At 63.0% G+C, this 23284-nt stretch carries 20 protein-coding genes; 13 read left to right on the plus strand and 7 right to left on the minus strand.

Annotated elements, in window-relative coordinates:
- The first annotated feature begins 86 nt into the window (after nt 1–86).
- The 6 genes from rtcR to KI243_RS19165 all read left to right on the plus strand — a co-directional run bounded on the left by rtcR (nt 87) and on the right by KI243_RS19165 (nt 7693).
- On the plus strand, nt 87–1694 hold the full coding sequence (rtcR, locus tag KI243_RS19140; protein WP_017125256.1) for an RNA repair transcriptional activator RtcR: 1608 nt from the start codon (nt 87–89) through the stop codon (nt 1692–1694).
- Between the two features lie 123 nt (nt 1695–1817).
- Nucleotides 1818–2573 carry a YkgJ family cysteine cluster protein gene (locus KI243_RS19145; RefSeq protein ID WP_042935035.1) on the plus strand — a complete coding sequence of 252 codons (756 nt, stop codon included), beginning with the start codon at nt 1818–1820 and terminating at the stop codon, nt 2571–2573.
- Between the two features lie 195 nt (nt 2574–2768).
- Complete coding sequence (locus KI243_RS19150; RefSeq protein WP_017125254.1) at nt 2769–3212, plus strand: CBS domain-containing protein; 444 nt, start codon at nt 2769–2771, stop codon at nt 3210–3212.
- Between the two features lie 256 nt (nt 3213–3468).
- Nucleotides 3469–4140, plus strand: coding sequence for a histidine phosphatase family protein (locus tag KI243_RS19155; protein WP_244861744.1), 672 nt, complete (start codon nt 3469–3471; stop codon nt 4138–4140).
- Nucleotides 4141–4457: 317 nt separating this feature from the next.
- Nucleotides 4458–6149 carry a lipid IV(A) 4-amino-4-deoxy-L-arabinosyltransferase gene (gene arnT, locus KI243_RS19160; RefSeq protein ID WP_212809753.1) on the plus strand — a complete coding sequence of 564 codons (1692 nt, stop codon included), beginning with the start codon at nt 4458–4460 and terminating at the stop codon, nt 6147–6149.
- Nucleotides 6146–7693 carry a glycosyltransferase family 39 protein gene (locus KI243_RS19165; RefSeq protein ID WP_212809754.1) on the plus strand — a complete coding sequence of 516 codons (1548 nt, stop codon included), beginning with the start codon at nt 6146–6148 and terminating at the stop codon, nt 7691–7693. The genes arnT and KI243_RS19165 overlap by 4 nt, the downstream gene beginning before the upstream one ends.
- A 64-nt stretch (nt 7694–7757) precedes the next feature.
- On the opposite strand, the gene ggt is transcribed toward KI243_RS19165, so the two are convergent.
- Nucleotides 7758–9485, minus strand: a complete 1728-nt coding sequence (gene ggt, locus KI243_RS19170) for a gamma-glutamyltransferase (RefSeq protein ID WP_017125250.1) — start codon at nt 9483–9485, stop codon at nt 7758–7760.
- A gap of 83 nt (nt 9486–9568) precedes the next feature.
- Nucleotides 9569–10495, minus strand: a complete 927-nt coding sequence (locus KI243_RS19175; RefSeq protein ID WP_212809755.1) for a LysR family transcriptional regulator — start codon at nt 10493–10495, stop codon at nt 9569–9571.
- Nucleotides 10496–10682: 187 nt separating this feature from the next.
- On the opposite strand from KI243_RS19175, the gene KI243_RS19180 reads away from it, so the two are divergent.
- A complete protein-coding gene (locus KI243_RS19180) occupies nt 10683–11717 on the plus strand; it encodes a D-cysteine desulfhydrase family protein (protein ID WP_212809756.1) in 1035 nt (344 codons plus the stop codon).
- 21 nt (nt 11718–11738) lie between these two features.
- Here KI243_RS19180 and KI243_RS19185 read toward each other — a convergent pair whose 3' ends face one another.
- On the minus strand, nt 11739–12632 hold the full coding sequence (locus tag KI243_RS19185; RefSeq protein ID WP_177118717.1) for a LysR family transcriptional regulator: 894 nt from the start codon (nt 12630–12632) through the stop codon (nt 11739–11741).
- Between the two features lie 200 nt (nt 12633–12832).
- On the opposite strand from KI243_RS19185, the gene KI243_RS19190 reads away from it, so the two are divergent.
- From KI243_RS19190 to KI243_RS19200, 3 genes are all read left to right on the plus strand, one after another.
- Nucleotides 12833–14128, plus strand: a complete 1296-nt coding sequence (locus tag KI243_RS19190; RefSeq protein ID WP_244861745.1) for an aspartate aminotransferase family protein — start codon at nt 12833–12835, stop codon at nt 14126–14128.
- Nucleotides 14125–15630, plus strand: a complete 1506-nt coding sequence (locus KI243_RS19195; RefSeq protein ID WP_017125246.1) for an amino acid permease — start codon at nt 14125–14127, stop codon at nt 15628–15630. Before KI243_RS19190 ends, KI243_RS19195 begins: the two co-directional genes overlap by 4 nt.
- Before the next feature lie 151 nt (nt 15631–15781).
- Nucleotides 15782–17227 (plus strand): SulP family inorganic anion transporter, encoded by a 1446-nt coding sequence (locus KI243_RS19200; RefSeq protein ID WP_017125245.1) that lies wholly within the window; start codon nt 15782–15784, stop codon nt 17225–17227.
- A gap of 14 nt (nt 17228–17241) precedes the next feature.
- Here the strand turns inward: KI243_RS19200 and KI243_RS19205 are convergent, their stop codons facing one another.
- Nucleotides 17242–17871, minus strand: a complete 630-nt coding sequence (locus KI243_RS19205) for an NAD(P)H-dependent oxidoreductase (RefSeq protein WP_212809757.1) — start codon at nt 17869–17871, stop codon at nt 17242–17244.
- Between the two features lie 93 nt (nt 17872–17964).
- On the opposite strand from KI243_RS19205, the gene KI243_RS19210 reads away from it, so the two are divergent.
- Both KI243_RS19210 and KI243_RS19215 read left to right on the plus strand, forming a co-directional pair.
- A complete protein-coding gene (locus KI243_RS19210) occupies nt 17965–18582 on the plus strand; it encodes a TetR/AcrR family transcriptional regulator (RefSeq protein WP_212809758.1) in 618 nt (205 codons plus the stop codon).
- 249 nt (nt 18583–18831) lie between these two features.
- Nucleotides 18832–19230, plus strand: a complete 399-nt coding sequence (locus KI243_RS19215) for a hypothetical protein (protein WP_017125242.1) — start codon at nt 18832–18834, stop codon at nt 19228–19230.
- Nucleotides 19231–19236: 6 nt separating this feature from the next.
- On the opposite strand, the gene KI243_RS19220 is transcribed toward KI243_RS19215, so the two are convergent.
- From KI243_RS19220 to KI243_RS19230, 3 genes are all read right to left on the minus strand, one after another.
- Complete coding sequence (locus KI243_RS19220) at nt 19237–20217, minus strand: arsenic resistance protein (RefSeq protein ID WP_212809759.1); 981 nt, start codon at nt 20215–20217, stop codon at nt 19237–19239.
- Between the two features lie 66 nt (nt 20218–20283).
- Entirely contained in the window at nt 20284–20895 is a 612-nt protein-coding gene (locus KI243_RS19225; RefSeq protein ID WP_103032539.1) for a LysE family transporter, read from the minus strand.
- An 83-nt stretch (nt 20896–20978) separates the two neighbouring features.
- Nucleotides 20979–21935 (minus strand): LysR family transcriptional regulator, encoded by a 957-nt coding sequence (locus tag KI243_RS19230; protein ID WP_244861746.1) that lies wholly within the window; start codon nt 21933–21935, stop codon nt 20979–20981.
- A gap of 131 nt (nt 21936–22066) precedes the next feature.
- Between KI243_RS19230 and KI243_RS19235 the strand changes: the two genes are divergently transcribed.
- Complete coding sequence (locus KI243_RS19235; protein ID WP_212809761.1) at nt 22067–23281, plus strand: MFS transporter; 1215 nt, start codon at nt 22067–22069, stop codon at nt 23279–23281.
- Nucleotides 23282–23284: the final 3 nt, after the last annotated feature.

A 23284-nucleotide genomic window follows, 5' to 3' on the forward strand; every position in this document is an offset into this window, starting at 1 on the left:
TATACGCCTTTTAATGGCATCTTATCCGTGACGACAATGCTAATTTTTTCTATCATCAAATATCGTCTTTTATCCTTGAGTATAAGATGCCCAGCAAGTGCTGCGTCACCATCGGCTTTATCGGCTCCAACCTCGACCGGGTCGGCAAGGGCGCCAACCGCTGGAGCCACTGGCGGCCGAGCGTCGGCTTGTGTCAGCAGCCGGACTTGCTGGTGCACCGCCTGGAACTGATCCACGGTAGCGATGCCCGGGACGTGAGCCTGGCCGAACGGGTCAGCGCCGATATCCGCCAGGTATCACCAGAAACCGAAGTGCGCCTGCATCCCATGACGTTGCGCAACCCCTGGGATTTCGAGGAGGTGTACGCCGCGTTGCATGATTTCACCACCGGCTACCGCTTCGATACCGAGCATGAGGACTACCTCGTGCATATCACTACCGGCACCCATGTCGCGCAGATCTGCTGGTTCCTGCTCACCGAAGCCCGCTACCTGCCCGCGCGACTGGTTCAGACCGCCCCGGCACGGCGCCTGGACATCGAAGGGCAAGCCATCGGCACCCACACGCTGATCGACCTCGACCTGTCGCGCTATGATCGGATCGCCACGCGTTTCAGCCACAAGCGCCTCGAAGGCCTGGCTTTCCTCAAATCCGGGATCGCCACCCGCAACGCCGCCTTCAACCGCACCATCGAGCAAATCGAGCGGGTGGCCGTGCGCTCCCGCGCGCCAATGCTGCTGATCGGCCCAACCGGCGCCGGCAAGTCCTTTCTTGCCCGACGCATTTATGAGCTCAAGCGCAACCGACACCAGGTCCGAGGACGATTTGTCGAGGTCAACTGCGCCACCTTGCGCGGCGACGGCGCCATGTCGGCGCTGTTCGGCCATATCAAGGGCGCGTTCACCGGCGCACAGAACAGTCGTGAAGGCCTCTTGCGTGCAGCCGACGGCGGCCTGTTGTTTCTCGACGAAATCGGCGAACTGGGCCTGGACGAACAGGCGATGCTGCTCAAGGCCGTCGAGGAGAAACGCTTCTTTCCCCTCGGTTCCGACAAGGAAGTCGACAGCGACTTCCTGATCATTGCCGGCACCCACCGCGACCTGCGCAGCCGGGTTGCCGAGGGCCTGTTTCGCGAAGACCTGTACGCCCGCATCAACCTCTGGACCTTCGACCTGCCGGGCCTTGCCGAGCGGCGTGAAGACATCGAGCCGAACCTGGATTTCGAACTGGAACGCCACGCCCGGGAACAGGGTCATTTTGCCCGCTTCAACGTTGAAGCCCGACGTCGCTACCTGACATTCGCCTGCTCCGGCGAAGCCAGCTGGCTGGGCAACTTCCGCGAGCTGTCGGCCTCGATTACCCGGATGGCGACACTGGCCGACAGCGGTCGTATCGATGAAACCCAGGTCACGGAAGAAATCGAACGCCTGCGCCGCGCCTGGGGCCTGGCCGAACCCCAGGATGCCCTGGATCGCCTGCTCGGCGAGAGCGCCGGTGAAGTCGACCTGTTCGATCGCCTGCAGCTCAATGCCGTGATCGAGGTCTGCCGCCGCGCCAGCAGTCTGTCGAATGCCGGGCGCCAGCTGTTCAATGCCTCTCGCCAGGCCAAGGCCAATCCGAACGACGCCGACCGCCTGCGCAAATACCTGGCGCGATTCGGCCTGGACTGGAAGCAACTGAACAGCGCCGACTGAGTTTATTTCGGCCCACCTGTAACAAAACATGATCCCGCCCCTCCACAGGCAAAACCCCGTGCAATCACGGGGACCGGCGCTCGCGCGTCGGTTCAAAAAAGAGCCGGGTGAGGTGGCGAGTTGATCAATACACGATTTTCCTGCGTGGGTTGCGGCAAGTGCTGCAATGACCATTACGTTCCGTTGACCCTCGACGAATCCCGCCAGTGGGCAGCGGATGGCGGTACGGTGATCGTGCTGCTGGAGGCATTCCTGGAAAGCGGTCACGGCATTGCCGAGGAACAGTTCGAGCACGCCCACCGCCGTTCCGTGCTGGTTGCCAGCGGAACGACCCGGGCCTGGCTGGCAGTGACGTTCGCAGCGTACAACAACGGGCCGTGTCGCCACCTCGATGCCGACAATCGCTGCGGCATCTACGAACGACGGCCACTGGTCTGCCGCATCTATCCGGCGGAGATCAACCCGCATATCAGCTTGCGCACCGACCGCAAGGACTGCCCGCCCGAGTCCTGGGAACAGGGCCCGGAACTGATCGCCGGCGGAAAACCGGTGGACCGGGAACTGGCCAGACTGATCGAGCGTTCGCGCCAGGCCGATCGCGAGGATATCGTGGCGAAGGCGGCGATCTGTGTCCGCCTCGGCATCGCGACCACTGCCCTCAAGGGCAACGGCTTCGCCACCTATCTGCCCGATATGGGCGCTTTCCTGGAAGCCATCGAAGAGGTGGCAGCGCAGCGACCCGAGCGCCACGCACAACAGTCTTGGGCTTTTCAGCTGGCGGATGAAGACAGCACCCGGGCATTGCTCGCCCAAGGTGCCTCGATCACTTCATCGGGTGCAGGCCACTATCGTTTTATACCCTTGCAGCCTGTCGATTGAAGGGCTCGGCCCAGTATTGATCGGGTGAAAAGCGGCCTTCCCGGCCAAAACACCGGGCAATGACGTTTTTTCAGCGTCTACAGGCCGCTTTCTGCATCGTCCTCGCGGGATCCGTCTACGATTCTGTAAGAACGGTCGCGATGGACTGTGCCCGTGTCAAAAGAACCGCCTGAAAACCGCATGAGAGAGCCACCCATGAAAACTGTCGCAGAACTGTTGAAACAAAAGGAGAGCAAGCACCAGGAGGTCCACACGATCCGCCAGGATCACACGGTGTTCGAGGCCTTGATCAGGATGGCCGAGAAAAACGTCGGGGCCTTGCCGGTGGTCAACGAGAGCGGTGAGGTGGTGGGTATCGTCAGCGAGCGCGACTACGCGCGCAAGGTGATCCTGCACGGGCTCAGTTCGGTCGCCACCAAGGTCAGCCAGATCATGAATACGCCGGTCGTCACCGTGGACTCCCACCAGAATGTCGAGACCTGTATGGGGATCATGACCGACAGGCATCTGCGCCATCTGCCCGTGGTCGAGGGCGGCAAGCTGATCGGCTTGCTGTCCATCGGCGACCTGGTCAAGGAAGCCATTGCCGAACAGGCCGACCTGATTCGCCAGCTGGAGCAGTATATCCGCGGCGAATAGTCCCTCCGTGGCACCTCTCCCGCCCCAATCCCCTGCAAAAGTGTTTCCGGATAAGGCAAAACGTCCCGGAAACATTGGGGATTGGCGGACTTCCAAATTTTTCACAACGCTTTCACTTCGCTCCCACCTGCGCCTCCGTAAATTGCCATCGTCGTCACCAACATCCGCTGGAGTTGCATGACGGCGATTGTCACTTTCCGGGCGAGTCTGCACAGACGCCCTTTCTGAATGGCCAGATCAGTCAATGGGTGAATGTGTGGTTATCCCTGATGCTCTTCAACCGGTGTTGCCGCGCCCCCTCAAGCCCCGCTTCAAGTCCATGTTCCTGGCGGTCGGGGTAGCGGTCATGGCCTTGGTCATGACCGGCTTCGCCCTGTGGCCCAAATCGCCCCTGGACCTGGCGGTCAAAAATCATATGAACAGTGCCGGTGTCTACGCTCACTGGAAAGCCGGCGACGTGATCGTGCTGGTGCGCCATGCCGAGCGCTGCGATCGTTCGAGCAATCCGTGCCTGGGTCCCGAGGATGGCATCACTCGCTTGGGCAGCCACGCCGCGGCCGGTGTGGGCCAGGCCTTCCAGATCGTCGGCATGGGCAATACCGATGTGCTGAGCAGTCCGACCACCCGAACCGCCCAGACCGCACAGGCGATGTTCGGTAAAACCGCGATCACCGCCGACTGGCTGCTCAGCTGCGGTCCGGCCCTGGGCGAGGAGGCTCTGGCACACAAGGCGGCCCATCGCAACCTGGTGCTGGTGACCCATAGCGGCTGTATCGATGACCTGGAAAAAGAACTGGGTTACCGGCACGCGGTGAAAAGTGAATACACCAGTTCGGTCCTTGTTTCCGTAGGTGCCGACGGCCAGTTGAACATGCTTGGAATCATGAATGCCGAAGATTGGCAAACCGTTCTCGGCAAAAAAATATGAGTGGCATGTAATAAGCACTTTGCACTTTTAAACATCAGGACAATGGAAGATGTCGTTATTTGAATGCATTCTGCTTTGACAACTTTGTTCGAAGCGCCACTCACCGTCGGAACCTGATCCACCGTACTCGTCACGGCCGCCGCCTCCAGTCCTTCAAGGGACTTGAGCGCCGGCGGGCAGGCGTTCGTCGAGGCTCTGTCGGATTTGATCATTGAACCATTTGATTACCGGGCAACTTGATCGTTGAACATCAGGGCTCCCGAATTTCCATCTTTGGTTAAAACCCTTGTGGCGGTATATACCGCTAAGGTCGACTCATGAACACGCACTTCTTTCCTCTCTCTCCCGCCACACTCAAGCGCTGGTCGTTACCGGTATTGATCCTGGCTTTCGGCATGTTCTATCTACTGCCGATGATGTTTCACGGCCTGTGGATTCCCGACGAAACCCGCTATGCCCAGATCAGCCAGGAAATGCTCTTGAGCGGCAACTGGACCGCCCCGCACTTCATGGGTCTGCGCTACTTCGAAAAGCCCATCGCCGGCTACTGGATGATCGCCATCGGCCAGGCGATTTTCGGTGACAACCTGTTCGGGGTCCGCGTTGCCTCGGCGGTCAGTACCGGGCTGAGTGTGCTGCTGACGTACCTGATGGCCCGCCGCCTGTGGAATGACCCACGCAAGAGTTTCGCCTCGGCGTTGCTGTTCATGAGTTTCGGCCTGATCGCCGGACAGGCCGGTTATGCCAACCTCGATCCGCAGTTCACGCTGTGGTCGAACCTGAGCCTGGTTGCCTTCTGGTTTGCGTTCGACAGCCAGGAACGTCGCCATCGACTCTGGGCCTGGGCCGTACTGGGTCTGGCCTGTGGCATGGGTTTCCTGACCAAGGGCTTTCTCGCCCTGTTGCTACCGGTGCTGATCGCCCTGCCCTACATGATCTGGCAACGCCGCCTGGGCGAATTGCTGCGGTGCGGCCCGATTGCCGTGGTGGTGGCGGTTGTCGTCGCATTGCCCTGGGTGCTGGCCGTCAACGCGCAGGAGCCTGACTACTGGCACTTTTTCTTCTGGCACGAGCATATCCAGCGCTTCGCCGGGAACAACGCACAACACGCCCAGCCCTGGTGGTTCTACCTGCCGCTGCTGGTGGTGTCGTGCCTGCCGTGGTCAGTGATGCTGATCCCGACCTTCAAGCAGGCCTGGCAGGAAAAACGCCAGGCCGGCACCGGCTTCCTCTGGCTGGCATTCCTGCTGCCGCTGGCATTCTTCAGTCTCAGCAAGGGCAAGCTACCGACCTACATCATGCCGTGTCTGCTGCCACTGGCGCTGATGATGGGCAATGCCCTGATCGACCGCGTGGCCCGGGCCGAGGGCCGGGCGCTGCGTCTCAATGGCATGCTCAACCTGATCCTCGGGCTCGCGGCGCTGATCGGCCTGATCGTGCTGCAGGCGACCCGCTACCTCTACGAGAACAGCCACGCCGAGGTCTTCAACCTGTCGCTGGTGTTCATCATGCTGATGGCCTGGATTATCGCCAATGCCTTGCAGGCGCTGCGACCGCTCACGCTGTGGGCGATGCCGGCGCTGGGTGTCGCCCTGTTGGTGGCCCTGTTGCCGGCCGGCATGCCGGCGAGCGTGATCAACAACAAGATGCCCGACCAGTTCATTGCCGAACACATCGACGAACTGCGCCAGACCAACCGCCTGCTGAGCAACGAACTCGGCACCGCAGCCGCCCTCTCCTGGCGCCTGCAACGTCCCCAGGTGGACCTGTTCAATACCGCCGGCGAACTGAAATACGGCCTGGATTATCCAGACGCCGCAGGGCGCCTCGTTACCTTCGACAGCGTCGGCCAGTGGATGAGCGAGGCACGCAAGCAGGGCCCGGTCGGGGTGGTCATGCGGGTCCGCAGCGTTGTGGAAATGCAGGAGATCGCGCTGCTGCCCGTGGATGGCAAACGCTACAAGGACGGTGACCTCGAGATCATCATCTTCCCGCAGACCCGACCATGAGCCTCGGCTACTGGAAAACCGACAAAGGTGCGCTGGCACTGCTGTTGGTGGTCTCGGCCATGCTCCTGCTGCTGGGCCTCGGCTCGCGGGAGCTGTGGGGACCGGAAACCCGCTGGGCGAACATTGCCCTGCAGATGCTGCAGTCAGGCAACTATTTCGACCCCTATCTCAAGGGCCAGCCCTACTACGACAAGCCGCTGCCCTCCTACTGGCTGATCACCGCCAGTGCCGGCTTGACGGGTGGCCTGGGGCCCTGGTCGCTGCGCCTGTCTTCGGTGATTGCCGCGTGGCTGAGTGTCTGGCTGATCTACCTGATCGGCGAGCGCCTGTGGCGCAAGGGCACCGGACTGATCGCCGGCTGGATGCTCGCGACCACCTTCTATTTCGTGTTCTGGGCCCGCGTGGCGACTGCCGATATCCTCACGGTGTTCGGTGTGCTCGCCGCGGTCTGGTGGTACTGGCGCGGACCGGACGATACGCGGCTGGGCCGCTACACGGTGTTTTTCCTGATACTGGCCCTGACCTCGCTGCTCAAGGGGCTGATCGGCTTTGTCCTGCCCGGACTGGTGCTGTTACCGCACCTGCTCGTCGAGGGGCGCTGGAAACGCCATCTCAATCCACGGGTATTCGTCGCGCTGCTGGTGGCCGCCGGGGTCTATGCCGTGCCATTCGTGCTATCGCACTTCTACGGCTCGCCGACCTATGGCGAAAGCGGCCTGGCGCTGGTGTTCAAGGAGAACGTCGTACGCTTTTTCGACCCCTTCGATCATATGGAGCCGATCTACACCTACCTGATCTATCTGCCGGCCTACACCCTGCCCTGGGCGCCCTGCTGGATCCTCGGGTTATGGCTGGCGTTGCGCCAATGGAAGCAGATCGAACCCGAAACCCGCTGGCTGGTCTGGGGCCTGGGCCTGCTGTTTGTGTTCTTCACCGCCAGCGGCAGCCGGCGCAGCTACTACGTGCTGCCCCTGGTGCCGTTCGCCCAGTTGCTGGCGGCCTGGTGGGTAACCCGGCGCATGGCCGCAAAACGCGCCGCCGGCAAAGTCAGCGGGCCGGGCTGGGCCAAGGGGTTCGGAGTGACGGCGCTGCTTCTGCTGCTGGTCATCGGGATGATCTACCCCTGGGCCAATGGCGGTGGCGGCACGATACGGTTTGCCGAGGACGTACGGGCCAAGGCGAGCCAGAGAGCGCCTTGGGATGAATGGCAGGTGGTCATGATCGAGGTCGACAACAAGCTGCCGATGTACCTGGACAACCAGGGCGCCCCCTTCTACTACGTGCAGGAGACCCAGGACTATCCGCGTCACGGCGACACCGACGCCTTTATCGACTGGCTGGAAAAGACCAGCGGCCGCCCCTGGGACCCGGCACGCACACTGATCGTCGGCAGCTTCGGGAGCGGCGATACGGTGCCCTTGAGCGGCCTCGCGGTGGATCATGATGTCGTGCTCAGCCAGCCCACCAATGGCGCGCGACTTGCCCATCACCGCGAGGATGGCAGCGTGGCGTACATTCCGAAGATGCCCGGGCTTCAGCCCTGAACGAACGGTGGCGCGGGGCAGGCACGCATTGCACGTGCCGGCCCCGCCGCTCGCCTGGGCTCAATCAGTAACCCAGCGACAGCCCGGTGTTGCGACGCGGATCATTGGCCCCGTAGAAGCGGTTGTTGCCTACTGGCTTGCCGTCGAGGGAAGGCGCGCCAACCAGGATGGCCGCCAGGTGATTCAAGGGTTGCGGACCGGCAAACTTGTGCCCCCAACCTTCAAGAATCTTCTGCGTGTCCGGGCTCAGTGCGAAGGCCTCGATATTGGTTTCCTCCGGCAGCCACTGCTGGTGGAAACGCGGCGCATCCACCGCCTCCTGGATGTTCATCTTGTAGTCGATGACATTGAGGATGGTCAGCAAGGTCGCGGTGATGATGCGGCTGCCACCCGGCGTACCGACCACCATGACGGTCTTGCCGTCCTTGGTGACGATGGTCGGGCTCATCGACGACAGCGGCGTCTTGCCCGGGGCAATGGCGTTCGCCTCGCCCTGGACCAGGCCGTACATGTTCGGCACGCCGACCTTGGAGGTGAAGTCGTCCATCTCGTCATTGAGGATGACCCCGGTCTTGCTCGCCATGACACCCGCGCCGAACCAGTCGTTGAGGGTGTAGGTCACCGACACCGCGTTGCCCCATTTGTCGACGATCGAGTAATGGGTGGTGTTGTTGCCTTCATGGGGCGCCACGCCCGGATTGATCTCCTTGGAGATCCCGGCCTTCTGCGGATCGATGGCTGCCCGCAGCTTCTCGGCGTAGCCCTTGTCCAGCAGGTGGGCCACCGGGTTCTTGACGAAGTCGGGGTCGCCCAGGTAGCTGTTGCGATCGACATAGGCGTGACGCATGGCCTCGATCTGGTAGTGCAGGCCCTGGGCGGAGTGATAGCCCAGCTTGTCCATCGGATAGCCTTCGAGGATATTCATGATCTCGCAGATCACCACGCCGCCCGAGCTGGGTGGCGGCGCCGAGACAACATGGTAGCCACGGTAATCGCACTCGATGGGTGCCAGCTCGCGGGTCTTGTACTTGTCGAGGTCGGCCTGGGTGATGATGCCCTTGCCGGCCTGGCTCGAATCGACAATGGCCTTGGCGACCCAGCCCTTGTAGAAACCGTCGGTGCCCTTGGCGGAGATCTCCCGCAGGGTCCTGGCCAGGTCTTTCTGCACCAGCTTCTGGCCGACCTGCATCGGCTCGCCCTTGTTCAGGAAGATCGAGCCCGAATCGTGGATGTCCTTCTTGAACTCGGCGGTGGCCGTGTGCAACAGGTCGATATCGCCCTGCTCCAGGACAAAGCCCTGGTCGGCGAGCTTGATCGCCGGGGCGATGACTTCGGCACGTTTTTTCGTGCCGTATTTTTCCAGTGCCAGCTCCATGCCCGAGACGGTGCCCGGCACGCCGACGGCCAGATGCCCTTTTGAGCTCAGGTCGGGAATGACATTGCCGTCCTTGTCCAGGTACATGTTGGCCGTGGCGGCCAGGGGCGCTTTTTCCCGGAAATCGAGAAAGGTCTTGCGGCCGTCGGCCAGTTGCACGGTCATGAAACCGCCGCCACCGAGGTTGCCCGCCGCCGGGTAGACCACCGCCAGCGCATAGCCGACCGCAACGGCGGCATCGACCGCATTGCCACCGGACTTGAGGATATCGACACCGACATGAGTCGCCAGGTGCTGCGCCGTGACCACCATGCCGTTTTCCCCGGCGACCGGCGCCTGGGAAGCTGCGTGGACGGGAGAAACAGCCAGAATCAGCGCTGTCGCCAGGAGCGAGCGCGCAAGGGGTTCAAACTTCATAAGCCGACTCTCTTGTTTTTATTTGCTGGAAACGCAGACGCCTGTCTGCGCGGGCCTTTACAAGGTAGTCGCTACAGAACAATTCACCTAGTACCAATTCCTCGGTTTTTCGCCGTACCAGGCTGTCCGGCGCAGACATGCCGCGACACGAACCCCACGAATGCGTCCAGCTTGGGCACCGGTGTCCGCGAGCGCGGATAGACCATGTGCACAGGCTTGGGCGCCGGGATACAGGCATCCAGCAGGCGGACCAGGCGCCCCTCGGCAAGCGCTTCGGCCACCAGGAAATCCGGCTGCATCAGGATGCCGTTGCCGGCCAGCGCCGCCTGCAGCAACACCTGGCCGTCATTGCTCTTGAGCACGGCCTTTTCCGGCCACGGCACCTCTTCCGTGCCATCGGTCAATGGCCAGGCAAAACGGTTGTGCCAGGAGGTATGGGTGAGGATTCGATGGCGTGACAGATCGGCCGGTTCGAGCGGTGTGCCCTGTCGCGCCAGGTAGTCGGGCGATGCGCAGATCCGCATCTGGTAGGGGGCCAGGGCAACGGACATGAGGCTGACGTCCACCGACTCCGAAACCCGGAACGCCAGGTCGAAGGCTCGCTCCTGCAGGTCGATGATCTCATTGCCGAGGATCAGCTCGACCTGGATATCCTCGAAAGCCTTCATGAATTGCGCCACCAGCGGTGCCACCAGGGCCACTCCGAGCGTCATCGGCGCGGTGATCCGCAGCAGGCCGCCGGGCCGGTCGCCGGAAGACTCCAGACGGGCAAAGGCGGCATCGACCTGTTCGAGGGCCAGCCGCGCTTCCTCGTAGAACAGCCGGCCTTCGGCGGTCACCGTCTGGCGGCGGGTGGTGCGCTGGATCAGGCGGACCTTGAGGGCCTGCTCCAGATGCTGGATATGCCGGCCCACCATGACTGCCGACATCCCCAGCAGCGGCGCCGCATCGGCAAAGCTGCCCGCTTCGACCACAGCCACGAACACTTCCATTTGCCTGAGCTTGCTCATACTTCCCCCTCGGCCGGCCAGGACACGGTCGCCATCATGCATGGCGATGACCGCAAGTCAATCAACGGTTCGTCACCGAACGTTCAGATAATTACTAACCCAAGGTTAGCAATCAACAAACGCGTGATGCCTTTATCAAGGCCTGATGGAGCCCTACCCTGAACGGCAAATCCCCGAGAGCCCGACCATGACCCACGAGCTTGCCAACACCCTCGCCTCTTTTCCTCGTGCCCCTCTGCTGGACGGTCCGACCCCGATCCAGCGGGCCCATCGCCTTGAACAAGTCCTGGGGGCAGATGCCAGCGGCATCGGGCTGTATCTCAAGCGTGATGATTTCATGGCCCTCGGCGGTGGCGGCAACAAGCTGCGCAAACTCGAATTCCATTTCGGCGAGGCCCTGCGCCAGCAGATCGACACCGTGATCACCGTCGGCGGCCTGCAGTCCAATCATGCCCGGCTGACGGCCGCCGCCGCCGCCCGACTGGGACTCGCCTGCGAATTGGTGTTGACGCAATCGGCCGTAGTTTCCGGCATCGATTACGAACATAACGGTAATCGGCTGCTCGACGAGTTGTTCGGTGCCCGCTTGCACCTGTTACCCGCCGGCTCCGATTCACTGGCGGTTGCCAATGAGCGCGCCATGCAACTGCGCGAAGCCGGGCGCAAGGTCCTGGTGATCCCGATCGGCGGCTCCACGGCCCTGGGCAGCCTGGGCTATGCCCGTTGCGCCGAAGAAATCGTCCAGCAGGAAGCCGGGCTGGGGTTGCGCTTCCAGGAGGTGTTCGTGCCCAACGGCAGTGCCGGGACCCACGCCGGACTGGCGGCCGGCTTCGCAGCCATGGGCCGCGGCGCGGCCGTGGTGAAGTCCTGGTCGGTGCTCGCCGATGAGGCCGTGTCGATCGAACGCACCTGGCAACTGACCCGCGACACCCTGGACCTGCTGGGACATCAGTCGCCACTGGAACGGGCGTCGATACGGATCGATGGCAGCCAGCTGGGCAGTGCCTATGGCGCACCGACCGAGGCCATGCTGGAGGCCGTGCGCCTGCTGGCACGCAGCGAAGGGTTGCTGGTGGACCCGGTGTATTCCGGCAAGGCCCTGGCCGGCTTGCTCGCCGATCTGCGCGCAGGCCGCCACCAGCCGGGCGACAACCTGCTGTTCGTGATGACCGGCGGTTCGCCGGGCCTCTATGCCTATCGCCAGACATTCCAGCCGGCGTAGCACCGCGACGGGCCGGCGGAATCACTCCTGCCGCCCGGCGACCTCCAGTGCCAGCTCGGCAAAATTGCGTGCCGCCACGCTGGCCTGGGCCGGCAAGGCCACGCACACCGTACAGGGCGGCATATCGCGGATCACCGGAAACGACAGACCCGGACGCGAATAGAACCGCGCCGTGGACGCCGCCGTGATGCTGATCCCGCGCTCCGAAGCCACCGCCTGCAACTCGCTCTCGACCGTCGAGGCCTCGTGGATGACCGGGGCACTGCGACCCTGGCGATACTGGTCCGCCGTCCAGTAGCTGCGCCAGATATTGCTTCCCGGCGCCGCCACGATGGGGTCGTCGAGAATATCGAAGATGCTCACCGACGCCTCCGCGGCCAGGCGGTGGGTACTCGGCAGGCAGGCCACGCAATCCTCTTCCACCAGGGTGATCAACTCGACATCCGGCAACTCCAGGGGCGGTCGCAGGATCGACACATCCATGCCCTCGGCAATGCCGGCATGGGGCTCGGAGAAATCGAACTCCTTGACCAGCACCTTGACCTGGGGAAAGCGCCGGGCGAATGAGCTGAGAATACGCGGCATCAGGTCGACACCCGCACCGATCAGAAAACCGACCTTGAGCGAACCGCGCAGGCCCACGGCATGATCGCTGGCGGTCTGCGCCATCCGCGCCAGTTTCTCCAGGATCTCCAGCGCCTGCGGCAGCAGCGCTTCACCGGCTTCGGTCAGGGCCACCTTGCGGGTATTGCGCTCGAACAGCGGTACATCCAACTGCCCCTCGAACTGGCGGATGGTCTGCGACAGTGCCGGCTGGGACACATGCAGGCGCGCCGCCGCTTTCACGAAGCTCAGCTCTTCACCCACCATGGCAAACGCCCGCAACTGGCGGATATCGACCCCGTTGATCAGCATTTTTCCCCTCCCCCGACAACCCTCGGCAGCTCACCCGATCATGGCACGACTTATAAGCTGTGCCAATTAATCGGCCGCTAATCGGTCTTTCTAAAGCCCCGCCCCCCGGCGCTAGTATCGATCCAGCTCGATGCAGGCGAGCGTCCAGAACAAGACACTGCAAAACCACGAACACTGCCCCGAACAAAAGAGATAAGCAGATGAACGACGTGATCCAATCCCCGACAAACCTTGCCCCGACCGCCGTTGCCCATCCGGCCGACAAGATCAACCTGGTCAAGGCCCGTGGCTCGCTGGTCTGGGATGACCAGGGCAAGGAATACATCGACTGCACGGCCCAGGCCTGGTCCAACAACCTCGGCGCCAACGACCCGCGCGTGGTGGAGGCGGCGATTGCCCAACTGCGGGACATGACCCATATCCGGCCCAACTTCGGCTCGGCCGCCCATACCCGGCTGGTGTCCAAGCTGCGTGAGGTCTCCCCCGCCTCGCTGAACCAGATGGGCTTTGCCCTGCATGGCAGCCTGGCCGGCGAGATGGCGATGAAGCTGGCCTTCAAGAATCGTCCCGGAGCGCAGAACCTCATCGTCCTGCAGGACGGCTACCACGGCCGCTCCCTGGCGACCTTGGGCGCCAGTTGGCCGCACCCGAACAACCCGTTCCTGCCGATCCAGCCGCGCTTTACCCGCGTGCCGCATCCCAACCCCTACCGTACACGCCTGGGCATGGATCCGGAACTCGAGGCACAACTCTGTCTCGGCCTGCTGGAAGAGACTATTGTCAAAGGCGTCGACGGCGCCGTGGCCGCGGTGATGATGGAGCCGATCCAGGGCAACGGCGGGCATATCGAGTTTCCACGCTCCTACTACAAGGGCGTGCGCGAGCTCTGCGACCGCCTCGGCGTGCTGTTGATCTTCGACGAAGTGCAGACCGGATTCGGCCGCATGGGCACCATGTGGGCCGCGGACTACTACGATGTGGTGCCGGATATCATCGTCTTCGGCAAGGGCGTGGGCGGTGGTTTCCCCCTCGCCGGCATTCTTGCCGACGACCGCCTGCGCTGGTTCGACGAGGGTGAAGAGGCGCTGACGTTCGGCCACTTCCCGGTGTCGCTGGCGGCGGGTTACGCGGCGGTCGAGGCGATTGTCGCCGACGATCTGTGCGAGAAGGCCCGGCTGGCCGGGGAATATGTCACCGAGCGCCTGCTGGAGATGCAGACCCGCCACCCGCTGATCGGTGATGTACGCTGCCCGGGGCTGATGGCCTCGATCGAACTGGTCAAGGACCGGGCGACCAAGGAGCCGGCCTGCCGCGAGTCCCACGAGGTGTATCGCCTGGGTGTCGAGCGCGGCGTGCTGTTCGGCGAGAGCCGCTATGCCGGGCTGGGCAACCTGATCAAGGTCAAGCCGCCCCTGGATATCGAGCGTCCGTTGCTGGCCAGGGCCCTCGACGTACTGGATGAAGTGCTGGGTATCATCGAGGAACAACGGTCATGAGCACAGTCCTTGAAAGCAATCGCCCGCTGGCTGGCACCGAACCGCCTGCCAGCGGCATGACCCAGGACGACGCGGACCTCGCCAGCCTCGGCTACGAGCAGAAGATGCACCGCACCATGAGTGCCTTCACGTCTTTCGCCCTGGCCTTTTCGATGGTCTCGATCAACACCGGTGTGGTGACCTTGTTCGCCGATCCGTTCAACCGGGTCGGCGGTATCGGCATCCTCCTCTGGCTGCTGGTGATTCCACTGGTGTGCTGCATCGTCATGGTCTACTGCCACCTGGCCGGGCGCATTCCCCTGACCGGCTATGCCTACCAGTGGTCCAGCCGCCTGGCGGGCAATCACTTCGGCTGGTTTACCGGCTGGGTGGCCTTCATCTCCTTTGTCGCCGGGACCGCCGCGACGTCGGCCGCCATCGGCACGGTCTTCGCACCGGAGATCTGGGCCAACCCGACCCAGGGACAGATCCAGGGCCTGAGCATCGGCGCGACACTGGTGGTCGGGGTGCTGAATATCTGCGGCATCCGCCTGGCGACGCGGATCAATGACATCGGTGCGATCATCGAGATCATCGGCACCGTGCTGCTGGCAGCGGCCTTGTTCTTCGGAGTGTTTTTCTTCTTCGAGCACACCCAGGGCGTGGCGATCCTCACGTCGGCGGCACCGGTCAGCGGCGGTGAGATCAGCTTTACCACCCTGGCCCTGGCCACCCTGTTGCCAGTCTCGGTACTGCTCGGCTGGGAAGGCGCGGCGGACCTGTCCGAGGAAACCAGGGACCCGCGCCGGGCAGCGCCGAGGGCGATGATCCGCGCGGTGGTGGTATCGAGCGTGCTCGGTTTCGTGGTGTTCGCCCTGCTGAGCATCGCGATTCCCGGCTCGGTCGGCGACCTGCTCAAGCAGTCGGAAAATCCGGTGATCAATATCGTCCGCCTGCAACTGGGCAATGCCGCCGGCACGGTGATGATCGTGATCGCCTTTGCCTCGATCCTCGCCTGCCTGATCGCCAACATGGCGGTGGCGACACGCATGACCTTCGCCCTGTCGCGGGACAATATGCTGCCCGGCTCCAGGGTACTGGCACGGATCAACCCGCATTTCGGCACGCCGGTGGCGGCGATCATACTGATCACCGGCATCGCGGTACTGCTCAACCTGGCCAGCGGCGGGTTTGTCACGGCGATCTATTCGATGGTCGGGCTGACCTACTACTGCACCTACCTGCTGACCCTGATCGCCGCCTACCTGGCCTACAGGAACGGGCGCATGCCGGAAGCGCCCGAGGGCGTCTTCAGCCTGGGTCGCTGGTTGCTGCCGATGATCCTGCTGGGCGCGCTCTGGGCACTGGCGGTGATCCTCACCCTGAGCGTACCGGAAGAAAGCCATACCGGCGCACTGACCACCGGGATCACCCTGGGTGTCGGAGCCTTGTGGTGGGTGGTATCCCTGAGAAAGCGCCTCAATGAAGGAACCGCGGGACCGAGCACCAAGCGCTTGGGGTGATGCGAAGGCGATGAATGACAAGGCCCCGCGAGGGGCTTTGTCATTGCCGGGACGCGCCAACGGGCTGGTCGCATCGTCGGTATTTCCGTACCATTCCCTCCTTTTCGCCCTGCCCTCGCTTGCCCCCGCCGGCTCCCAATTCAGGTAAACCATGAAACCCGCCCGTCTACGCGCCGATGTCCTGGCCGGACTCACCACTTCCTTCGCCCTGGTGCCCGAGTGCATCGCCTTTGCCCTGGTCGCTCACCTCAACCCGCTGATGGGCCTGTACGGGGCCTTTATCATCTGTACCCTGACCGCGCTGTTCGGCGGACGCCCGGGGATGATCTCCGGAGCAGCCGGGTCCATGGCCGTGGTGATCGTCGCGCTGGTGGTGCAGCATGGCGTGCAGTACCTCTTGGCGACGGTGCTGCTGGGCGGATTGATCATGGTGGTATTCGGCCTGTTGCGCCTGGGCAAGCTGGTGCGCATGGTGCCGCATTCGGTGATGCTCGGCTTCGTCAACGGCCTGGCGATCATCATTGCCCTGGCCCAACTGGAACAGTTCAAGGTCGGCGATGGCTGGTTGCGCGGCGAGCCGCTGGCGCTGATGCTCGGGCTGGTGGCGCTGACCATGGCAATCGTCTACCTGCTGCCACGCCTGAGCCGCGCGGTGCCGCCGGCATTGGTGGCGATCCTCGGGGTCGGCCTGCTGGTCTACCTCTGTGGCCTGCCGACCCGTACCCTCGGAGACATGGCGCATATCGCCGGTGGCCTGCCCGCCCCTACGCTGCCGCAGATTCCGTGGAGCCTGGAAACCCTGCATATCGTCGCCCCCTATGCGCTGCTGATGGCGCTGGTGGGCCTGCTGGAAACCCTGCTGACCCTCAACCTCACCGACGAGATCACCGAGACCCGCAGCTACCCGGACCGCGAATGCGTGGCGCTGGGAGCCGCCAACATGGTTTCCGGCGTGTTCGGTGGCATGGGGGGCTGTGCCATGATCGGCCAGACCGTGATCAACCTCAGTTCCGGCGGCCGCGGTCGTTTGTCCGGCGTGGTGGCCGGGGTGATGATCCTGCTGTTCGTGCTGTTTCTTTCGCCGCTGATCGAGCGCATCCCGCTGGCCGCGCTGGTCGGGGTGATGTTCGTGGTATCCCAGCAGACCTTCGCCTGGGCTTCACTGCGGGTGCTGAACAGGGTGCCGCTGAACGATGTGCTGGTGATCATTGCCGTGACCGTGATCACCGTGTTTACCGACCTGGCGACGGCGGTGCTCTGCGGGATCCTCATTGCCGCGCTCAACTTCGCCTGGCAGCACGCCCGCGAATTGTATGCCGACACCCATGAAGAGGCCGACGGCAGCAAGCTGTATCGCCTGCACGGCACGCTGTTCTTTGCCTCGACGACGCCGTTCCAGAATCTGTTCGACCCCGCCAACGACCCGCAGAAAGTGGTGCTCGATTGCCGCCACCTGAGCTTCGTCGACTACTCGGCGATTGCCGCACTGAAGAGCCTGCGCGAACGTTATGCCAAGGCCGGCAAGCATCTGCGCGTCGAGCACCTGTCCGAACGCTGCAGGCAGTTGCTGAAACGGGCCGGAGTCCAGCATGGGTGAAACCCCGGATACCTTTATCCGCAGATAGCCATTTCGGTCAGATCGGGACGGCTGGCGCCGGCAAACAGGCCGCGGCCGATTGCCCGCGCGGTGTCCAGGTGCGCCTGCGGATCGTCGCTCTCCGAGTTGAGCAGCAACGAGGAAGTCACCACCGTCGCCCCGCAGTAATCGAAGATCCCGTGATCGATCTGGGTCTTCATGGCATGGGCATAACCATGGCGCTCGAAGGTCTGCGGGTCGGCCCCCCCGACCCCGACCAGATGCACCTGCAGGCGCCCTAGCTTCTTCACGAACGGTCCGTCCAGGCTGAAATCGAAAGCCCAGCCATTGGCGAACACCCGGTCGATCCAGCCCTTGAGCAACCCCGGCATCGACCACCAGTACACCGGGAATACCAGCACCAGGGCATCGGCGCGCTCAAGCCGTACGTGTTCGGCGGCCACATCGGCGGGGAATGCCGCGTGCTGGCGATGCACCGCCAGGTCCCCCGCGGTATACCTCGGGTCAAAACCCTCCGCCGCGAGATCGGCGATTTCAAACGAATGACCGGCATCTGCCGACGTCAGTCCTTCCCCCAGGCGTGCAGCCAGGCTGTGGCTCAGGGAATGCGGTTCAGGGTGGGCAACAACGATAAGGGCATGCATGGCGACACTCCGGCAGGTTGATTGCGGCTCAAAGGCGAACCTTGATATGCTCGACACAAGTTACTATTAGTAAGTTACTTTTGGTATATAAGCATGTCAAGCAGCAGGAAACCGCTTTCCGAATCCCAGCCCCGGCGACGCCTGACCCGGGAAGATCGCCACCGCCAGCTGCTCGATGTGGCCTGGCAAGTGGTACGCGAGGAAGGCACCGATGCCCTGACCCTGGGCCACCTCGCCGAGCGGGCCGGAGTCACCAAGCCGGTGGTCTACGATCACTTCACCACCCGTTCCGGTCTTCTGGGGGCGCTTTACCAGGACTATGACCTGCGCCAGACCGCCCTGATGGATGCTGCACTCCAGGCCGCCGAGCAGAGCCTGGCCGGATCTGCGCAGGTGATTGCCGGTGCCTATGTGCAATGCGTCTTGCAGCAGGGCCGGGAGATTCCCGGCGTGATCGCCGCCCTGGCCAGCTCGCCGGAACTGGAGCAGATCAAGCGGGACTATGAAGTGATTTTCCTGGAAAAGTGCCGGAGCGCCCTCGCCCCTTATAGCCGCACGGGCGAGATCGGCAGGGCCGGCCTGCGAGCGATGCTTGGTGCCGCGGAAGCCCTGTCCCACGCCGCCGCATTGGGTGAGATTTCCCCTGAACAGGCGCAGGACGAACTCTTTGAAACCATTGTCGCGATGGTCGAAAGAAGTTCCCGTCACTGAATACGCAGAACGCTTGCACATTTCATCGGGCGAGGCAGTGCCTGACTGCCCAGGCACCGTTTAGGCAATCAGGCCCGATATACGACACTACTGACGACACTCAGGATAATAACCGTCGAATATCGCGATCCGACTTACAACGTTCGAAACAACAGTCCTGCACAATCATTGATACAAAACACCCTACCCACCTGCCAGTTTCAGTCAGTAGCCACTGATGAAAAGCGTGATGAAACAAGGAATGTCAGGATGAAAGCCCTTCTATTGATAATCGCCGGCCTGCCCCTGGTCGCCTGTGGCAGCGATGCCACCCCCTCCGCCAAGACGGTACTCGATGCCCTGAAAGCCAACGGCGTCCCTTTCAACGCTGTGAGCTACCCCAAGCGCAAGCCCCTGAGCCTGTTGCCGAACACCTACAGGGAGCGGGTGGAAGTAGCCTTCCCGAGCATCGCCCCCAAGGGCGGGCAGTTCTTCGTCTGCGAAACCCGTGAGTACTGTGATTATTTGCAGGAGCACTTTCAAACCTTGAAGGCCTTGGCCGGGCCCCATGTCTATCGTTCGAAAAGCGGCCGGGTCCTGGCGCAGCTCTACAGCACACTGGAACAGCCGGTCGCCAATCAGATCCGCGCGGCCATCGAGGAACTGTAGACCGGCTCAGGTCGCCGGGCCGTCGAAGCGATCGCGCCAGACCAGCACCGGAATGACCCGAACATAGATCAGCTCGCCTACCAGTTCGACCAGCGTCTGGGTGATCACGGCGGCGGCGGCCAGGCCACGGATATCCTCGGGCAGTGCCAGGGCCAATGGCAACACCACCAGGGAGTTGCGCGTCGACGCACTGAAGGTGACAGCCCGCGCACTGCCTGCCGGCAACCTGCAGAGTCGCGAAGCCAGTGCGCCCATGACCGGCGCCAGCAGCATGAAGCCGATGTACACCGGGATTACCGGGGCAAGCCGGTCGATATCGCGCACCACCGCGGCAAACTGCGAACCGACCACGGCCATCAGAACGGCGGCCATGGCCGGCACCGGCAACCAGGCCCAGGCATCGCTCCAGGCATTGACGATCCGCGAACGCCGGGCCAGCGAGCAAGTTCCCACGGCCAGTAGCAATGGCGCGACGATCAGCACGAGAAAGGCTTCGACAAACGGCCCGATGGAGATCACCACCCCGGACTCGCTGCCCAGCATGAAAGCCAGGTACACCGGCAACAGGATCAACTGAAGCAACAACAGGACGGGGGTGGCGGCCAGGACTCTTCGCGAGTCGCCCTTGCCGATATGGGTGAACACCACCACGTAGTCGATACAGGGTGTCAGCAGCACCAGCAGCGCCCCCGCGAGAATCGCCGGATGCCCCGCCAGGCCTCGACTCAGGCCCCAGACCAGGAGAGGAATCAATACGAAGTTGGCGAGCAGCAAGGCCGTCATGAAGCGCTTGTCGCCCAGGCCACGACGCAGGTCAAGAAACGGGATCTGCAGGAACATCGCGTACATCAGCACCGCGATGGTCGGGGTCACCAGGGCATTCAACCCGAGGGCGACAAGGGGCGCCGTCAGCCCGAGGAACGCCGCGATCAACACCGCGACGAAATAGACCGGTATCTGGTTCTGCTCAAGTGTGTCGCGATTCAAGACGCGTCCCTCTGCTGCAAAAAAGCCGTCAGCCTATGCAACGGGGGGACGTTCGTCGAGCAGGAACTACTGAACCGCCACCCGGATGCCAAAGCCGATCAGGAACATTCCGGCCACTTTTTCCAGCACGGTGGTCAACCTGCGGCTCGCCCTTACCCGCTCGGCGAAGAAGTGCGTCAACAGCACCACGATCAGGCCATACAGGAAGGTCAGGGACGAGACGGTCACCGCCATGAAAGCAAAGGTCAGCATGCCCGGATGCTGGGTCGGATCGATGAATAGCGGGAAAAAGGCCATGTAAAAGAGGATCGCCTTGGGGTTGAACAAAGTGATCACCATGGTTTGGCGCAGATACTGGTGAGGCTTCATTTCAAAAGGCATCGCCCCGCCAGACCTGGCGAACAGCAACCGGCAGCCCAGGTAGAACAGGTACGCGCCCCCCATCCACTGCACGATATGAAACGCTGCCGGATAAGCCTTGAGCAAGGACGCCACGCCTGCCACCGCGAGCCACATCAGCACCTGGTCGCCGAGGATCACCCCAACTGTCGCCGCAAGGCCGGCACGCACGCCACCCTTGCCGGTCGAGGTGATCAGGGCGAAATTGCCCGGCCCCGGAATCAACAGCAGAATCACGAACGCGAGCACAAAGGCCCCGTAGTTACTGACACCCAACATCACCCGTACTCCTTATCCGTTGCCGCGAACACCCAGAATGCGCATACCCCGCTCAATAATCAACAACACTCGGGGACTGGCGTTTATTCCCGTCGCTCGGCCCACTGATTCCCCGGCACGTCCGTCGAGCGCGGAGCGATCATGTCGCCCAGCAACTCATCGCTCGCGTCGGCAAAACGCTCGATCAGGTAGTCCAGCAATACCCGTACGCGCGGCATCATGTAGCGGCTGCCGTGGAAGACCGCATGAACCCCCGCCTCATTGACACTCAAACCGGGCAGCACGACCTTCAGTCTGCCGGCGCGAATATCGGCGGCGACATCCCAGATGGTCTTGCGCGCAATCCCCCGCCCGGCCAACGCCCAGGTCCGGGCCTGGGCGCCATCATTGGTTTCCCAGGCCTGGTCCAGGGGCACGGTGTAGTTCCAGTGCTGCTCGTGGTCGAGAAAATGGAACACATTCAGCGGGCCCGCCGCGGTCACCAGCACGATGTATTGATGATCCGCCAGATCCGCCACCGTTCGCGGCTCGCCATGACGCTCCAGGTAGTCGGGTGAGGCACAGAGCACCCGCCAGTTGGGCGCCAGGCGTCGCGCGACCAGCGCACCGTCCCGGGGCAGTCCGAAGCGAATCGCGATATCGATGTCGTCCTGCAGCAGATCCGACACCGAGTCGGACAGGGTCAGTGAAATCTGCAGTTGCGGATGGAGATCGCAGAATGCATCAAGCCACTGGTTGATCAGGGTACGGCCCAGATCAGCCGGCACCGAAAGCCGTACTTTGCCTCGCACGCCACCGCGTACAGCCTGCAAGGCTTGCTCGCCCTCCTCGATGGCACGCAAGGCCACCTGGCAATGTTGCAGGTAGATCCGCCCCTCCTCGGTCAGTCGCAAGCGGCGGGTCGTACGATCGAAAAGCCGGGCCTGCAATGCCGCTTCCAGCTTGATCAGACGCGCACTGGCGGCGGCCGGCGACAGACCGGACAACCGTCCGCCTGCCGAGAGGCTGCCCTGGGCGGCGGCCTCGACGAACAATCGCATATCCCCAAGCCTGTCAGTCGCCATTTTCTATCCAGATTTGAAAGTCATTCAATTCATAAGCCAATTATCAAATCCAAGCTGATTCCGCAATCTTTCAGGCTTTAAACCCACCCTGGAAGGTCATGCGAACCATGAAAGAACAGACAGTCGCGACGCTCCCGTCGCCCAACCCACCTGACATCGCGAGCGGACTCCCGGTCATTCGCTTGCTGGCGCTGACACTGAGCAGCTTTATCGCCACCGCCAATGAAACCGTGCCCGCCGGACTGCTGCCGCAGATTGCCGACGGATTCCGGGTGTCCGAGGCGCTGGCCGGCCAGTGGGTGACGCTTTGTGCCCTCGGGTCGGGACTGGGGGCCATTCCCCTGACGTTTGCCACCCGCAATCATGGGCGCCGCTCGCTCCTGCTGCTGAGCATCGCCCTGTTCTTTATCTGCAACGCGCTGACCGCCCTGTCGAGCTCCTATGGGCTGATACTCCTGGCCCGTTTTATCGTTGGCCTGGCGACCGGGATGGCCTGGAGCCTGATGGCCGGCTGTGCCCGCAGGATGGTCGGGACCTCGTTGCAAGGTCGCGCCCTGGCCCTGGCCATGCTCGGTATTCCATTGGCCCTGTCCCTGGGTGTGCCCTTGAGTGCCTGGCTGACAAGGCTGGTTGAATGGCGTGTGATCTTCGGCCTGTTGTCGGCGATGAGCCTGCTGCTGATGATCTGGGTATGGCTGGGCGTCCCCGAAGCGCCCGCCGAACAGCAAGTGGCCCGTCCGTCGCTGCGCAAGGTGCTGAGCACACCGGGGGTGCGTCCCGTGTTGTGCGTGGTCTGGATGTGGATCATGGCGCACTACACGCTCTATACCTACATCGCCCCCTTCCTGGAAAGTGTCGACCCCGGTATCGCCCTCGAACAGGTGCTGCTGGTGTTCGGCCTGTCAGCCATGCTGGGCGTCTGGCTCGTCGGCCTGCTCGTCGATCGGTGGCTGCGCGTGCTGGTAGTGATCAGCCTGGGGACTTTTGCGCTGGTCGCCCTGGGCCTGGGCCTGCGGGGGACGTCGCAGGCGGTGCTGTATATCGGCGTCGCACTCTGGGGCCTGAGTTTCAGCGGCGCGCCGACATTGCTCCAGACCGCCCTGGCGGATGCCGCCGGCGATGGTGCCGAAGAAGCCCAGTCGATGCTCGTCACCGTGTTCAACCTGGCCTATGCGGGCAGCGGCATCGTCGGCGCCGTGGTCCTGGAAACCCTGGGCGCCACGGCCCTTCCCTGGACGCTGGTGGCCTGGCTGCTGGCGGGCCTGCTGATTGCCTGGCGGGCCAGGCGTCACGCCTTCCCCCCTGTCCGACGCACCGTTTGAACG

This window comes from Pseudomonas sp. Ost2, assembly GCF_018326065.1.
Classification (GTDB): domain Bacteria; phylum Pseudomonadota; class Gammaproteobacteria; order Pseudomonadales; family Pseudomonadaceae; genus Aquipseudomonas; species Aquipseudomonas gingeri.

Excerpts from the sequence above, each read along its gene's own strand:
- rtcR (WP_017125256.1), top strand. The coding sequence starts at position 87 with ATGCCCAGCAAGTGCTGCGTCACCATCGGCTTTATCGGCTCCAACCTC.
- KI243_RS19150 (WP_017125254.1), top strand. The coding sequence starts at position 2,769 with ATGAAAACTGTCGCAGAACTGTTGAAACAAAAGGAGAGCAAGCACCAG.
- arnT (WP_212809753.1), top strand. The coding sequence starts at position 4,458 with ATGAACACGCACTTCTTTCCTCTCTCTCCCGCCACACTCAAGCGCTGG.
- KI243_RS19165 (WP_212809754.1), top strand. The coding sequence starts at position 6,146 with ATGAGCCTCGGCTACTGGAAAACCGACAAAGGTGCGCTGGCACTGCTG.
- ggt (WP_017125250.1), bottom strand. The coding sequence starts at position 9,485 with ATGAAGTTTGAACCCCTTGCGCGCTCGCTCCTGGCGACAGCGCTGATT.
- KI243_RS19175 (WP_212809755.1), bottom strand. The coding sequence starts at position 10,495 with ATGAGCAAGCTCAGGCAAATGGAAGTGTTCGTGGCTGTGGTCGAAGCG.
- KI243_RS19180 (WP_212809756.1), top strand. The coding sequence starts at position 10,683 with ATGACCCACGAGCTTGCCAACACCCTCGCCTCTTTTCCTCGTGCCCCT.
- KI243_RS19185 (WP_177118717.1), bottom strand. The coding sequence starts at position 12,632 with ATGCTGATCAACGGGGTCGATATCCGCCAGTTGCGGGCGTTTGCCATG.
- KI243_RS19190 (WP_244861745.1), top strand. The coding sequence starts at position 12,833 with ATGAACGACGTGATCCAATCCCCGACAAACCTTGCCCCGACCGCCGTT.
- KI243_RS19195 (WP_017125246.1), top strand. The coding sequence starts at position 14,125 with ATGAGCACAGTCCTTGAAAGCAATCGCCCGCTGGCTGGCACCGAACCG.
- KI243_RS19200 (WP_017125245.1), top strand. The coding sequence starts at position 15,782 with ATGAAACCCGCCCGTCTACGCGCCGATGTCCTGGCCGGACTCACCACT.
- KI243_RS19205 (WP_212809757.1), bottom strand. The coding sequence starts at position 17,871 with ATGCATGCCCTTATCGTTGTTGCCCACCCTGAACCGCATTCCCTGAGC.
- KI243_RS19210 (WP_212809758.1), top strand. The coding sequence starts at position 17,965 with ATGTCAAGCAGCAGGAAACCGCTTTCCGAATCCCAGCCCCGGCGACGC.
- KI243_RS19215 (WP_017125242.1), top strand. The coding sequence starts at position 18,832 with ATGAAAGCCCTTCTATTGATAATCGCCGGCCTGCCCCTGGTCGCCTGT.
- KI243_RS19225 (WP_103032539.1), bottom strand. The coding sequence starts at position 20,895 with ATGTTGGGTGTCAGTAACTACGGGGCCTTTGTGCTCGCGTTCGTGATT.
- KI243_RS19230 (WP_244861746.1), bottom strand. The coding sequence starts at position 21,935 with ATGCGATTGTTCGTCGAGGCCGCCGCCCAGGGCAGCCTCTCGGCAGGC.
- KI243_RS19235 (WP_212809761.1), top strand. The coding sequence starts at position 22,067 with ATGAAAGAACAGACAGTCGCGACGCTCCCGTCGCCCAACCCACCTGAC.